Source organism: Rothia nasimurium (assembly GCF_035916755.1).
GTDB lineage: Bacteria > Actinomycetota > Actinomycetes > Actinomycetales > Micrococcaceae > Rothia.
Genome location: NZ_JAYWIX010000001.1, coordinates 38886 through 52590 on the forward strand (window position 1 = coordinate 38886; position 13705 = coordinate 52590).

Annotated in this window: 9 protein-coding genes and 1 pseudogene; 4 read left to right on the forward strand and 6 right to left on the reverse strand. The window is 60.6% G+C overall.

The window, feature by feature from the left end; translation table 11 throughout:
* The first annotated feature begins 98 nt into the window (after positions 1–98).
* A complete protein-coding gene (locus tag VSX42_RS00185) occupies positions 99–797 on the forward strand; it encodes a class I SAM-dependent methyltransferase (protein WP_326502429.1) in 699 nt (232 codons plus the stop codon).
* An 11-nt stretch (positions 798–808) separates the two neighbouring features.
* Here VSX42_RS00185 and VSX42_RS00190 read toward each other — a convergent pair whose 3' ends face one another.
* The gene (locus VSX42_RS00190; RefSeq protein WP_326502430.1) at positions 809–1474 is read right to left on the reverse strand and encodes a DNA-3-methyladenine glycosylase I; all 666 of its coding nucleotides are present in this window, start codon (positions 1472–1474) and stop codon (positions 809–811) included.
* A gap of 22 nt (positions 1475–1496) precedes the next feature.
* A complete protein-coding gene (locus VSX42_RS00195; RefSeq protein WP_326502431.1) occupies positions 1497–2255 on the reverse strand; it encodes an alpha-ketoglutarate-dependent dioxygenase AlkB in 759 nt (252 codons plus the stop codon).
* A gap of 340 nt (positions 2256–2595) precedes the next feature.
* Between VSX42_RS00195 and VSX42_RS00200 the strand changes: the two are divergent.
* Positions 2596–3474 (forward strand): annotated as a pseudogene (locus VSX42_RS00200) (Abi family protein).
* A gap of 112 nt (positions 3475–3586) precedes the next feature.
* Here VSX42_RS00200 and glpK read toward each other — a convergent pair.
* From glpK to VSX42_RS00215, 3 genes are all read right to left on the reverse strand, one after another.
* Positions 3587–5140: a glycerol kinase GlpK gene (glpK, locus tag VSX42_RS00205; RefSeq protein ID WP_326502432.1), complete on the reverse strand. Its 1554-nt coding sequence runs from the start codon at positions 5138–5140 to the stop codon at positions 3587–3589.
* An 84-nt stretch (positions 5141–5224) separates the two neighbouring features.
* On the reverse strand, positions 5225–6022 hold the full coding sequence (locus VSX42_RS00210) for an MIP/aquaporin family protein (RefSeq protein ID WP_326502433.1): 798 nt from the start codon (positions 6020–6022) through the stop codon (positions 5225–5227).
* Between the two features lie 76 nt (positions 6023–6098).
* Entirely contained in the window at positions 6099–7862 is a 1764-nt protein-coding gene (locus VSX42_RS00215) for a glycerol-3-phosphate dehydrogenase/oxidase (RefSeq protein WP_326502434.1), read from the reverse strand.
* A 109-nt stretch (positions 7863–7971) separates the two neighbouring features.
* On the opposite strand from VSX42_RS00215, the gene VSX42_RS00220 reads away from it, so the two are divergent.
* Positions 7972–8916, forward strand: a complete 945-nt coding sequence (locus VSX42_RS00220; protein ID WP_326502435.1) for a sugar-binding transcriptional regulator — start codon at positions 7972–7974, stop codon at positions 8914–8916.
* Positions 8917–8967: 51 nt separating this feature from the next.
* Here the strand turns inward: VSX42_RS00220 and VSX42_RS00225 are convergent, their stop codons facing one another.
* Entirely contained in the window at positions 8968–9870 is a 903-nt protein-coding gene (locus VSX42_RS00225) for a LysR family transcriptional regulator (protein WP_326502436.1), read from the reverse strand.
* A gap of 178 nt (positions 9871–10048) precedes the next feature.
* On the opposite strand from VSX42_RS00225, the gene VSX42_RS00230 reads away from it, so the two are divergent.
* The gene (locus tag VSX42_RS00230) at positions 10049–13534 is read left to right on the forward strand and encodes a proline dehydrogenase family protein (protein ID WP_326502437.1); all 3486 of its coding nucleotides are present in this window, start codon (positions 10049–10051) and stop codon (positions 13532–13534) included.
* Positions 13535–13705 lie beyond the last annotated feature (171 nt).

Sequence of the window (13705 nt, forward strand, 5' to 3'; positions counted from 1 at the left end):
GACGGATGGGGAACTTGCTCAACTCCATGCGTGCGACCAGCTTGAGCCCGCAGATAAAACACATGATAACGATTCTCAACAGTAGTAAGCTGGTAGCCATGACCCACAGCAACACTGCCCACCAACGCACCCCGTCGGCTCGGCCCGCTACCCCCAACGCAGAAACCAGCGCCAGCCACCGCGACTCCTGGAACAACATCTACCTGGAGAAAGAACAGCGGTGGTCCGGCAAACCCAACCCCACCCTCATCGACCTCATTGGCGACCGCCAGCCCACCAGCGTCCTCGACCTGGGCAGCGGCGAAGGCGGCGACGTCATCTGGCTAGCCCAGCAAGGCTGGACGGCAACAGGCATTGACCTCTCCGACGTCGCCGTAGAACGCGCCACAGCAGCTGCCCAGAAAGCCGGGGTACAGGTAACCTTTATCGCCGCCGACCTCACCGACTGGGGAACCGGGCAAAGCTTCGACCTCATTGTTTCCAGCTTCCTGCAATCCCACTTCACCGACCTTGACCGTGTAGGAATCTTTAAGCAGGCACTGGAATTGCTGACCGTGGGCGGTGAACTCATAGCAATTTCCCACGCCGGGCTGCCCAGTTTCGTCAAAGATCACGACCCGCGCCTACAGAGCCAGCACTTCCTGCCCGTACCCGCTGACGAAGCCCGTGCCCTTACAGAACAGGACCGCAGATTTACGGTCATCCGGGCTGATGAGGTCACCCGGCAGGTTACCTCACCCGATGGCGAAACCGGTACCATCGCGGATGGCGTGCTGGTTATCCGCCGGGTCAGTTAGGGGGGACACTGCTAGGTGGGGTAGATCCCTGAGATACCCCGCCGGTGGGTGCCAACCGGATGGGTATCGATGATACCGATAGCCTCCATGAGGGCATAGGCGCTGGTGGGGCCCATAAAACCGATACCCCGCTTCTTCAGCGCCTTCGCCAGCGCGGTAGAAACCGCGTCGCTGGTCGGTACCTCCCAAACGTTACGGGGTAGGGGAGTAACCTGCGGCTTGAAACCCCACACCAGGGCGGGCAACCCCGGCTCCACCAGGAGCCTAACGGCAGGCTCAACCCCGCTGGTCCTCGCACGCTCCACCTCAAACCCCTGCAACTCCGGCGCCCCGCTAGCGGCAAGCTCCCGCAATTCCAGCGTCACCCGCGCATTCTTAATAGCCGCGCGAATCTTGCCCCGGTGCCGAATAATCCGGGCGTCCCCAGCAAGACGCTCAACATCCTCCTCCGTAAAACCGGCAACCGCCTCTGGCTCAAAACCAGCAAAAAGCTCCCGGAAAGCCTCCCTCTTCACCAGCACCGTGCGCCAGGACAACCCCGCCTGAAACCCCTCCAAACACAGCCGCTCAAACACGCCGTGCTCGCTGGTGACGGGCACACCCCACTCGGTGTCATAGTAGGTACGCATAAGGTCATCAGACTCAGCCCACGCCGGACGGACCAGCTGTTCTTCCATAGGACTTACCTCCTGCTGGGTTCTAGGCAAGCGGCAGACCTGCCTCTTCTAGGGGCGCCAGCCCGGTGTAGCGCAGGGTCAGATTGAACCTGCCCTCGGTCAGCCCCACCCGCGCAAAATCAGTAGCGTACGGCATGGTGCCCGGCTCAATGCGCGGCACCCCGTGGAACATAAACCGGCTCGGTCCACCAAACACCACCAGGTCACCGGACGCCAACCTAAAGTCCCTATAGGGTTTATTACGGTGCTCGGTATTTCCAGCCCGGAACAGCGCCGTATCACCGATGGACAGGGACACCACCGGCGCACTGGACCGCTCCTCCTTATCCTGGTGCATACCCATCGACGCCTGCGGGCTGTAGTAGTTAATCAGCGCCATATCCGGTGTGTAGTCCTGCGCCCATCCGGAAAGCTCATCACCGCGCAACCCCGGCCAGCCCGGAGCAACCTCGGGGCGGTAAACGTCCGCCAGGGCAGACCTGCCAGCCTTCACCATCCACTGCGGTAGTGGCGGAACGGCGTCCATCTTAAACTCGGGAGCCTCCCGCATATAGCGGTAGTTGCTCCAGTGCCACCCCAGCGTAGTGAGTTCCACCGACATTTTCCTGCCATAAATCTCGGGGCTGTGCACGGGGATTCCATCGCGCGCTATGCGCTGAAACTCACGCACCATAAATAACTGCTGCTCCAAGGTCAGCCAGCCGGGAATATGCACCACCCCGGGCAGGACCTCACGGGCACGGCGGGGGAGCATAGCGTCAGCAAAAAGGGAATCAGACACCGCAGGTACGCCTCCTCAATAAGGGTCAGCCGGGCACGCCCTGCCCGATCCTACCCAGCCTACCGAACCGGGAGCACTCGTGAGATTCCCGAATGCCCTGAACCAGATGGTGAGCAGAGCATGAGGTCCATATGTTCTGCGTCTATATTGGACTAGAGATTCTTCTGCCTGTGCCCTTCATATGGTAGTCTGAAGTCAACCGTTCAGCCCGCCCCAACGATTTTTCGTTTGGGAGTGGGCTGGATCTTTAAGCACATAGACAAGGGAGTTCTATATGCCTAAATCCCTAAAACCGGCTACCACGGCCGCCCAACAAATTGCCCTGTTACGTTTCCGAGGTATGGAAGTAGAACATAATCTGGCTGAACAGTGGCTGTCCAATGTGGGCTATTACCGGCTTTCAGCCTACTGGTACCCCGCATGGCTTAGCCACGGAGACAGCCAGCACGACAAATTTAGGCCCGGTACTTCTTTTGCGCACGCTGTTGAACTTTATGAAGCAGACCGAAAGCTCCGAACTCTCATACACGATGGGGTAGAACGAGTTGAGGTGGCTATGCGGACTTGAGTCGGGGAGAGACTCTGTAAAATTTCCCCTACTTTTTATCAAGCACCGGAAAACTTTCGTCCAAGTTTCAAACATGACAACTGGCTCAGAACAGCTGAAAAACGAATTGCCCGTGTAGGACGGCAGAACGAAGCAATCAAACACTATCAGAATGAATACGGCGGACATTTTCCCTTTTGGGTCCTAGCAGAAGTCCTAGATTTCTCTGATATTTCCCGGATGTTTGATGGTTTGCGTTCCGCTGACCAGAGGGCTGTCGCAGAAGGTCTAGGCTTGTTATGCGACCTTGCAAAACTATCAAAAAATCAGCAACAAAAGGTGAAAAATAGTTCGCCGTTGGCTCGTTGGCTAGAGCAACTTACCATCGTTAGGAATACCTGCGCCCACCACAGCAGGCTGTGGAACAAGTCTTTCACTCCCGCGCCAACTGCTGCTTTAAAGACTCAACAAGTTTTTGCTTTCCTACCCGAAGGGCAGAGCGAACGTATCTTCGGAGCAATCCTTGTTATGGCGCACATTCTGAGAGAGGTTTCTCCAGGTACAACATGGCCAGAAAAAGTTGCCCACCTCATTCATACCGAGTTCCGCTCCAACCCACTGGTTGAGGATAGAAGTCTGGGGATTCCTCCAGGCTGGACCGGAAAATTTTAGACATTCCATCTGCATATCCAGCAATGACAGTGACAAAGCCCGGTACCCCAAACCGTTAACAGGTTTGGACCACCGGGCTTAACGTAGCTAGAGCCTAACTCACCTTACCGGTTTAGGCGGTTTCTACGTCCTCATCAACCCAGTCCAGGGTCTTAGAGACAGCCTTCTTCCACAGACGGTACTGGCGCTCGACCTCGTCCTTGTCCATCTGGGGTTCCCAGCGCTTGTCTTCGGACCAGTTGTCGATGACGTCCTGCTCGCCCTCCCAGAAGCCGACGGCGATACCGGCAGCGTAGGCGGCACCCAGGGCAGTAGTTTCAATGACCTTGGGGCGGATGACGGGTACGCCCAGCAGGTCAGCCTGGAACTGCATGAGGAACTCGTTGGCGGTCATACCGCCGTCCACGCGCAGCTCCTCAAGTTCCACGTTGGTGCCGGCAGTCTCGGCATCGGCGTTCATGGCGTCCAGCACTTCGCGGGTCTGGAAGGCGGTTGCCTCAAGGGCGGCGCGGACGATGTGGGCGCGGTTGACGTAGCGGGTCAGGCCAACGATGACACCGCGGGCATCTGACTTCCAGTGGGGTGCGAAGAGGCCGGAGAAGGCGGGGACGACGTAGGCGCCGCCGGAGTTCTCAACGCTGGTGGCCAGCTCTTCTGACTCGGCGGCGTTGTCGATCATCTTGAGGTTGTCGCGCAGCCACTGAATCAGGGAGCCGGAGACAGCAACAGAACCTTCGAGGGCGTAGACGGGGTCGGCGTCGCCCAGCTTGTAGGCCACGGTGGTGAGCAGGCCGTTTTCTGAGATGACGGGCTTGTTGCCGGTGTTCATAAGCATGAAGTTACCGGTGCCGTAGGTGTTCTTGGCCATGCCCTTTTCGAAACAGGCCTGGCCGAAGGTTGCTGCCTGCTGATCGCCCAGAATACCTGAGATGGGGGTGCCGTTGAGCAGGCCCTTGGGGCGGCCGTAGCCGTAAACTTCGGAGGAAGACTTGATCTCGGGCAGCATGCTCATGGGAATGCCCATGTCGGCGGCGATGGATTCGTCCCATTCCAGGGTCTTGATGTTCATCAGCAGGGTGCGAGAAGCGTTGGTCACGTCGGTGACGTGCACGCCGCCCTCTACACCGCCGGTCAGGTTCCAGAGCACCCAGGTGTCGGTGTTGCCGAAGAGCAGGTCGCCTGCTTCTGCCTTCTCGCGGGCACCTTCGACGTTGTCGAGGATCCACTTGACCTTGGGGCCTGAGAAGTAGGTAGCCAGGTTGAGGCCGACGATGTCGTGGTACTTGCCGGGGCCTTCTTCGCCGCCGAGCTCGTCACAGATTTTCTGGGTGCGGGTGTCCTGCCAGACAATGGCGTTGTAGACGGGCTTACCGGTGTTCTTGTCCCAGACAACGGCGGTTTCACGCTGGTTGGTGATACCGACGGCTGCGATTTCGTGGTGGTTGACCTCAGCCTTGGTGAGGGCTTCACCCACGGACTTACGCACGTTTTCCCAGATTTCCATGGGGTTGTGCTCAACCCAGCCGGCCTTGGGGAAAATCTGCTCGTGTTCGTGCTGGCCGACGCTCTTGATTTCACCGGACTTGGTGAAGAGGATGGCGCGGGAGCTGGTGGTGCCCTGGTCGATGGAGAGCACGTACTTCTTACGTTCGGGGAGCTGCGACATGGTTTTTCTCTTTTCGTGTGTGCGCCGTCCTTGGCGCGGTAAGGGGTTGTTTTTAGTTTAGGGCGCGGACGCCGGTGGGCCGGCTTAGACCAGCAGAGCAGGGACGAGGATGGCGGCTGCGGCTGCGCCGATGAGGGGACCGACAACGGGAACCCAGGCGTAGGCCCAGTCGGAGGCTCCCTTACCCTTGATGGGCATGAGGGCGTGGGCAATACGGGGAGCCAGGTCGCGGGCTGGGTTGATAGCGTAGCCGGTGGGGGTGCCCAGGGAGAGGCCGATGGCTACAACGATGAAGGCAACTGCCAGGGGCCCTAGACCTGAAGGGGTGCTGCCGGAGGCCAGTACGAAGCCAACCAGGACGAAGGCACCGAAAGCTTCGGTCACGGTATTCCAACCGTAGGAACGAATAGCAGGAGCGGTAGAGAAGATACCTTTGGTGGTACCGGGCTCTGCCTCATCGAAGTGCTTCTTGTAGACCAGGTAGGCACCCCAGGCACCGAGGAAGGCACCGATCATCTGGGCAGCTACGTAAACGAAGAAGTTGCCCATGGTGGGTGAGATTCCGGGTGCGAAGTCGCCGCCGGAAACCAGCAGACCCAGGGTGACAGCGGGGTTGAGGTGAGCACCTGAAGGGGCAGACATATAAACGGCGGCGAACACCGCAAAGCCCCAGCCGAAGGCGATGGTCAGCCAGTCAGTATTTTTAGCAGCTGACTTGGGCAGGGTAACTGCGGCACACACGCCAGCACCCAGCAGAATCAGAATGCCGGTACCGATAACTTCAGAAACAAAAGCGCCAAGCAGGGTCGCATTGCCCTCTGCTGAGATAAGGGCGCTTGCCTGGATGCTAGCGTCAGCGCCAGCGACCAGTAGTGAGCTCATCGTTGACCTCGTATTTTCTGTGTGGGCCGGGTGCCCGAAACGGGCACCCGGCGGTTGTTAGTGATTAATGGTTGTTTTAGTGGAGAGTAGTGACAGGACGTCGGGGAGCCACGTGGGTTGCCCCGAGTACCTCAGCCGCGGCGTCCGCGTCCTCGGTATGAGTTTCAGCTGCGGCGATAGCCTCAACCCGCTCGGCGTAAATCGCCTTTTCGCGGGCCACGGTGGCCTCGTCCCAGCCAAGCTCAGCGGCCATAATCTCAAGAATCTCGTCGGCGGCGGACAGGCCGCGGTCGGTAGCCTCAAGATCCAGACGGACGCGGCGCACCAGCACGTCCTCAAGGTGCAGGGCACCTTCGGCACGCACGGCCATGGCCACATCGGCCCGCAGGAACTGGGGTGCCTGCGCCAGGGGAGTACCCAGGGCAGGGTCTTCCTTGATGAGGGCGATAATATCGGCCAGCTCAGCGCCGTAGCGCTCCAGCAGGTGCTCCACGCGGGCAGCATCCCAGCCGTTCTCAGCGGCCAGCGCATCGGCGCGGGCAGCCAAAGCTTCATAACCTTCAGCACCGACCAGCTTGATGTTCTCGGTGACAGAAGGCAGGGTCTTAGCGCGGTCGCCCAGGGCAAAGTCCACGGCGTCCTCGGCCATCACACGGTAGGTGGTCAGCTTACCACCGGCAATAGCGCTCATACCCGGGGCGATTTCCATGACGGTGTGCTCACGCGACACCTTGGTTGACGCAGCATTCTCACCCTTCTTAGCCACCGGCTGCAGCAGGGGTCGCAGACCAGCGTAAGAGCTAATGATATCGGCCTCGGTCAGCTCATCGGCAATCAGCTTATTCGCCTGGTCGAGCACATAGCGAATATCGGCCTTGGTGGCGACGGGGCGCTCGCGGTCTTCGGTGTAGGGGGTGTCGGTGGTGCCGATGATCCAGTAGCGCTGCCAGGGGATGATGAAGAGCACGGACTTTTCGGTCTTGGTGAAGATACCGCTGGTTGCCTTGATGCGGTCACGGGGCACGGTGATGTGCACGCCCTTAGAAGCCAGCACCTTCAAACCCTGGTCCTTGGTCGCCATGGACTCTGACTCTTCGGTCCACACGCCGGTTGCGTTGATAATGTGGGTGGCCTTGACGGTCTTCTCGTCGCCGGTTTCAAGGTCAACGATCTGGGCGCCGGTGACTCGCCCGGTGGCGTCCTTGTTGATAGCGGTGACCTGGGTGCGGGAGGCTGCCAGGGCGCCGTAGCCTGCGGCAGTGCGGACGAGGTCGATGACTAGGCGGGCGTCGTCCACGCGGGCATCATAGAACTGGATGGCGCCGGTGAAGGCTGAATCCTTGATGCCGGGGAAGACCTTCTTGGTGCCTTCCTTGGTGAAGTGGCGCTGGGCGGGCACGGTGCGGTGGCCGCCGGCACCGGCAAAGGCCATGGTGTCGTACATGCCGATACCCACGGCGGAGTAGGCACGCTCAATCACGGGCATCTTGAGGGGCCAGAGGAAAGGCTGAGCCTTGACCAAGTGGGGAGCGGTGCGTTCGAGCAGCAGGCCGCGTTCCTTGAGGGCTTCGGCAACCAGCTTGAAATCGAGGTTATAGAGGTAACGCAGGCCACCGTGCACGAGCTTGGAGGACCAAGCGCTGGTGCCAGCTGCCCAGTCGCCTGCCTCAACAATGGCGGTGCATAGGCCGCGGGTTGCGGCGTCCAGGGCGATGCCTGCGCCGGTCACGCCGCCGCCGATGATGAGGACGTCTACGCCCGCTTCATCGGTCATGGCGGCTAGGGCCTGGGTGCGGGTTTCTGCGGTGAGGTGGGACTGGGCGGTGAAGGTGGCAGTCATGGGAATCTTCCTTGCGACGGGTTGCCTGGCTAATGTCTTGGTCACCATTTCAACTGTGCGAGCAAATAACCGCCAGCTCTGTGAACAAACGTTCAGTTAGAATCGAATTATGGTGAACAAAAGTCAGAATCAGGTCGTTGAGGCAGCCCAGCTTTATTACGGGGAGCACCTGACTATGTCCACTATCGCTACACGCCTGGGAGTCTCTCGCCCCACGGTTTCTCGCCTGCTCAAAACTGCACGTGAAACGGGTGTTGTGACAATTCATCTCAACGAGAGATCCTATAGTTCTGACCCCCTTGAAAAACGTCTTACTGACCTCTATCGGGTGCGGGTAACGGTGGTGAGGGCCCCTGAGTATGCCACGGAGCAGGCTCGTATGAGGCGGGTGGCAATAGCCACAGCGAACCTTTTGGATTCTCTAATTGTTCCGGGAACGACCCTGGGTGTTGCCTGGGGTTCCACGGTGACCGAGGTGGCCCAGTTTCTGCCCAAGCGGCCTCTGACCGGGGTGACGGTGGTTCAGCTGAACGGGGCGGGCAATGCCGTGCAGACGGGTATCCCGTATTCGGGTGCGATTCTTGGGCAGGTGTCGTCCGCCTACGGGGCGCAAATGGTGCATTTCCCGGTGCCTGCCTTCTTTGACTTTGCTGATACGAAGGCGGCTATGTGGCGGGAACGGTCGATTCGTGGCGTGTTGGCGGTGCAGCGCAGCGCAGATGTGGCCCTATTTGGGGTGGGTGCTTTTGGTGGTGAGCTCAAGTCGCACGTCTATAGCGGTGGCTATTTCAATGCTGAGCAGATGCGGGAGCTGCAAAGCCAGGGCATTGTGGGGGACATGTGTACGGTGCTGCTGCGGGAGGATGGCACCTGGGCTGATCTTGCCCTGAATCAGCGGGCGACGGGCCCCACCCCTGCAGAATTGGTAAAGATGGGACGACGTGTGTGCGCGGCTGCTGGCCGCCACCGTGCCGTTGCCCTGCGGGCCGCCCTTGCCACCGGTGCCATCACCGACCTAGTGGTGGATGCGGACCTGGCGGAGAGGCTGCTCTAGATGTAACAGTGCGTCCAAGCTGAAACTGACAGTTTGTGTGTGGAAGTGGATTTAGGGTAATTGTCCCACCGCCACCTTCAGTGCGTTCTTCACTGCCCTAATGGCAGGCTGCCCTGTGCTTTCGGTGCGGGTGGCTACATAAATTTCGCGGTAGGGGGCGCCGGGCAAGGGGAGAGCTTTCACCCCGTGCACCCGGCTCAGCTCCTTGCCGGCAGCGGGTAGGGCAAAGGACGGCATGATAGCCGCCGCCCCGCCAGCCGCCAGCTGCAAATGTGTGTTCAAATCATCAATCACGTAGCGCACCTGCGGCTCAAACCCCGCCGCCCGGCACTGGTTGATACCCCAGATACGGGAGGTGTTGTGCTCACCCTCGAAAACCCAGGGTAGGCGGGCTGCGTCGTCCAAAGTCTCAACCTCAGAATCGGCTGCGACCACCAGGTTGAGGGCGTCCTCGGTCAAGAGCTCGGAGGTGAGCTCGGGGTACTCGGGAATGTAGTGGTGGGGGTAAGACTCCGCAATCACAAGATCAAACTCCCGGCTTCGGGTCAGCGAGAGACCGGTTTCGGGGTCAATCTGCACCACGTGCAGCTGCACCTGCGGGGCGTGCTCTGCCAGATGGGCCAGGGCACCCGGCAGCAGGGCTTTTGCTGCCGACTGGAAAATCGCCAGTCGCACCTGCCCTGCAGGCACCCCCTCCAGCAGGGTGATGCGGGTGCGGGCGGCGTCCAGCTCCTTCAAAATATTGCGGGTGCTTTCCACCAGAATCAGAGCCTCGGTGGTTAGCTCCACCCGACGCCCCACCTTACGTAGCAGAGGAGTGCCCACCTCTTTTTCCAGGGTGGTGATCTGCTGAGATATAGCAGAGGACGTCAGGTGCAGGGCCTTGGCGGTCGCAGCGAGTGTGCCGCGCTCGTGAATCTCAAGCAGCATGGCCAGGCGGCGCAAATCGTACATGGGGCACTCCTGAGTGAGAGGTGAATGGCGTCACGAATACAGATTAGCAGAACTAAATGTACTGCCTAAATAATATTCATTTTTTCTAATAGTGTAACTTGCACCCAAAGGTGGTGAAATGGATAACAAGACACAAAGTTCACCCCGCCCTCGTGCGGGCTAGCAGGAGGTACCACCCTTGGCACAGCCTTTTAGCGATACCCACTACCAGCAGCTAGCTGACCAGGCCGTCCAGCTCGTCGCCGACTGGGTCAAAGAAGCCCAGAACATCCCCGCCGACCCCGCAGCAGAGAAGCTGGCAGGCGTCCTGAAGGACCCCAACGGCCTTGAATTTACCGTCGGCTTTGTCGACGGCGTGGTACGCCCTGAAGACCAGGCCGTTGCCGGTAAGAACCTGGGGCGCATTGCCCCCATCGTCCCCTCCTTCCTGCCCTGGTACATGAAGAGCGCCGTGGGCCTGGGCGGCAAGCTGGCCGCTAAGGCTTCCTGGCCCACCGTGCCGATTGCCCGCACCGTCCTGCGTCAGATGGTCGGCCACCTGATTGTCGATGCCCGCGACGAAAAACTGGGGCCCGCTATCAAGCACCTCACCTCAACCGGCAACAAGCTCAACATCAACCTGCTGGGCGAAGCTGTACTTGGTGACCGCGAAGCAGAGCGCCGCCTGACCGAAACCAAGCGCCTGCTGGCCCGCGACGACGTCGACTACGTCTCCATCAAGGTGTCCTCCGTTTCTGGCCCCCACTCCCACTGGGCCTTCGAGGAAGTGGTGGACGAAGCCGTCCGCCGCCTCACCCCCCTCTACGAGCTGGCTGCAAACTCTCCCGCCCCGAAGTTCATCAACCTGGACATGGAAGAGTACAAGGACCTCGATATGACTATCGAGGTCTTCACCAAGATTCTTGACCAGCCCCACCTGAAGAACCTTGAAGCCGGTATCGTGCTCCAGGCCTACCTGCCCGACACCCTGGCCGCGATGCAGCGCCTGCAGGAATGGGCCGCCCAGCGCGTTGAGGCCGGCGGTGCTCGTATTAAGGTCCGCCTGGTGAAGGGCGCTAACCTCTCCATGGAAAAGGTTGAAGCCGCTGTGCACGGCTGGCCCCTGACCACCTGCGACTCCAAACAGGACTCAGACACCAACTACAAGCGCATCCTCAACTACGCCCTGCAGCCCGAGCACACCAAGAACATCCGCCTAGGCGTTGCCGGCCACAACCTCTTCGACGTCGCCTTCGCTCTGCTACTGGCCGAAGACCGCGGTGTTGAAAAGGACATCGAGTTCGAAATGCTCATCGGCATGGCCTCCCAGCAAGCCGAGGTCATCCGCCAGCGCGTTGGTCACCTACTGCTCTACACCCCCGTCGTGCGCCCCGAAGAGTTCGACGTAGCTATCTCCTACCTGGTCCGCCGCCTGGAAGAAAACGCCTCAAGCGAGAACTTCATGAGCGCCGTCTTCGACCTCGACTCTTCACCCGCCCTCTTTGAGCGCGAGAAGAACCGCTTCCTACGCTCCCTGAACGAGGTCACCGACGAGGTGCAGCCCCCGCAGCGTACCCAGAACCGTCTGGAAGAAACCGAAGAGAACGTCTTCAAGCCCGCCGACGGCACTTTCGAAAACACCCCCGATACCGACCCCGCCCTGGCCGGTAACCGCGAGTGGGGCCGGGCCATCCTGGAGCGTTCAAAGACCACCCAGATCGGTATCGAAACCTTGGCCGCCAACGAGCTGGGCTCTGCCGAGGACGCCGAAACCCTGGTTGCCGAGACTGTGGCAGCTGGCGAGGCTTGGGGCGCCCGCCCCGCCTCAGAGCGTGCCGAGATTCTGCGTAAGGTAGCTGTAGCCCTGGCAGTCCGCCGCGGCGACTTCATGGAAATCATGGCCCATGAGGCGGGCAAGACCCTTGACCAGGGCGACGTTGAAGTTTCAGAAGCCGTTGACTTCGCCTACTACTACGCCATGCTGGCAGAGCGTCTCGACTCAGTAGACGGCGCCCAGCACCGCCCGGTCAAGCTGACCCTGGTCATCCCGCCGTGGAACTTCCCCACCGCGATACCCGTCGGTGGCGTTATCTCAGCCCTGGCAGCGGGTTCAGCGGTTATCTTCAAGCCCGCCTCCAACACCGCCCGCATCGGTGCTCTCATCGCTGAGGTGCTGTGGGAAGCTGGCGTACCCCGCGAGGCCCTGCGCCTGGTCAAGGTCACCGACCGCGACGCCGGTTCAAAGATGATTGCCCACCCCGCCGTTGACCGCCTGATTCTGACCGGTGGTTACGAGACCGCCGAGATGTTCCGATCCTGGCGTAAGGACCTGCCCCTCTTCGGCGAGACCTCCGGCAAGAACTCCATCATCGTCACCCCCAACGCCGACCTTGACCTGGCAGTCAAGGACGTCGTCTACTCAGCCTTCGGCCACGCCGGTCAGAAATGCTCGGCGGCCTCCACCGTGATTCTGGTGGGTTCGGTAGGGGAGTCCAAGCGCTTCTACAACCAGCTGGTTGATGCCGTGAAGTCCCTGCACGTTGCCCACCCCCAGGACATCGAATCAGAAATGGGCCCCGTTATTGAGAAGCCCGAGGGCAAGCTCAAGCGAGGCCTAACCACCCTGGGCGAGGGTGAAACCTGGATCATCAAGCCCGAACAGCTCGATGAGACCGGCCGCCTCTGGTCACCCGGCGTTCGCGCAGGCGTCAAGCCCGGCAGCGAATACCACCTGACCGAGTACTTTGGCCCCATCCTGGGCGTCATGAAGGCCGCCACCCTCGAAGAGGCTATCGAACTGCAGAACGCCACCGACTACGGTCTGACCGCTGGCCTGCACTCCCTCGACTCCGGCGAGCTGGAACTCTGGCTCTCTAAGGTCCAGGCAGGTAACCTCTACGTCAACCGCGGCATCACCGGTGCTATCGTGCAGCGTCAGCCCTTCGGCGGCTGGAAGAAGTCAACCGTAGGTTCCGGCACCAAGGCCGGTGGCCCCAACTACCTGGTCGCCCTCTCCGACTGGGAGACCGCAGAGTCCACCGCCACCACTGCCCCCTCACACGCGGGCGTCCGCTCCATCCTGGCTGCCCTGCGCGAGCCCACCGCCACCAACGACGGCTCCCTCGACATGCTGGCCCGCGCGGCTAGCTCCGATGCCGAGGCCTGGGCCACCGAGTTCGGTGTGGGCCACGACCCCAGCCAGCTGGGCGTTGAACGCAACATCCTGCGCTACCTGCCCACCACCGTCCAGGTGCGTCTGGGTGAGGACGGCGACCGCGACCGCGCCCTGCGCGTCCTGCTAGCAGGTGTAGCAGCCGGTGCCACTATCGAGTTCTCCACCGGCCAGAGCATCCCGGTAGCTGTTGCCGGTGCCCTGCGCGGTGCGGGTGTCACCCTGATTGAGCAGAGCGATGCCGCCTACCGTGCTTCGCTGGCAAAGATTGCAAAGACCCCCTCAAAGCAGCTTGAGGGAACCGCCTTCGAAGGTGCCCGCATCCGCTACATCGGTAGCGACGCCACCAGCATCTACGAGGCACTCGACGGCCGCCCCGACATCGCGGTCTACTTCCAGCCTGTCACCGAAGCCGGCCGCATCGAGATGCTGCCCTTCGTGCGCGAGCAGGCAGTCTCCATCACCGCCCACCGCTTCGGCAACCCCTACAAGTTCTCTGAGGGTGTTATCTAAGAGGACTAGGTAAGGACGCCCCACCCGGCTTCCCCTGCTCAGGGAAGTGGGGTGGGGCGTCCTTTTATATTTAAGAGAAAACCGGGCCGTTTCGGTGGCGCCCGCCACCAGCACCTGTACCCTGTGTCATATAATCGTTAGGTGAGAGCTCCTTCTCCCTCGTCGGAGCTC

What these genes read in the sequence shown, in the direction of transcription:
- VSX42_RS00185 (WP_326502429.1), top strand. Translation starts at nt 99, where the DNA reads ATGACCCACAGCAACACTGCCCACCAACGCACCCCGTCGGCTCGGCCC.
- VSX42_RS00190 (WP_326502430.1), bottom strand. Translation starts at nt 1,474, where the DNA reads ATGGAAGAACAGCTGGTCCGTCCGGCGTGGGCTGAGTCTGATGACCTT.
- glpK (WP_326502432.1), bottom strand. Translation starts at nt 5,140, where the DNA reads ATGTCGCAGCTCCCCGAACGTAAGAAGTACGTGCTCTCCATCGACCAG.
- VSX42_RS00210 (WP_326502433.1), bottom strand. Translation starts at nt 6,022, where the DNA reads ATGAGCTCACTACTGGTCGCTGGCGCTGACGCTAGCATCCAGGCAAGC.
- VSX42_RS00215 (WP_326502434.1), bottom strand. Translation starts at nt 7,862, where the DNA reads ATGACTGCCACCTTCACCGCCCAGTCCCACCTCACCGCAGAAACCCGC.
- VSX42_RS00220 (WP_326502435.1), top strand. Translation starts at nt 7,972, where the DNA reads ATGGTGAACAAAAGTCAGAATCAGGTCGTTGAGGCAGCCCAGCTTTAT.
- VSX42_RS00225 (WP_326502436.1), bottom strand. Translation starts at nt 9,870, where the DNA reads ATGTACGATTTGCGCCGCCTGGCCATGCTGCTTGAGATTCACGAGCGC.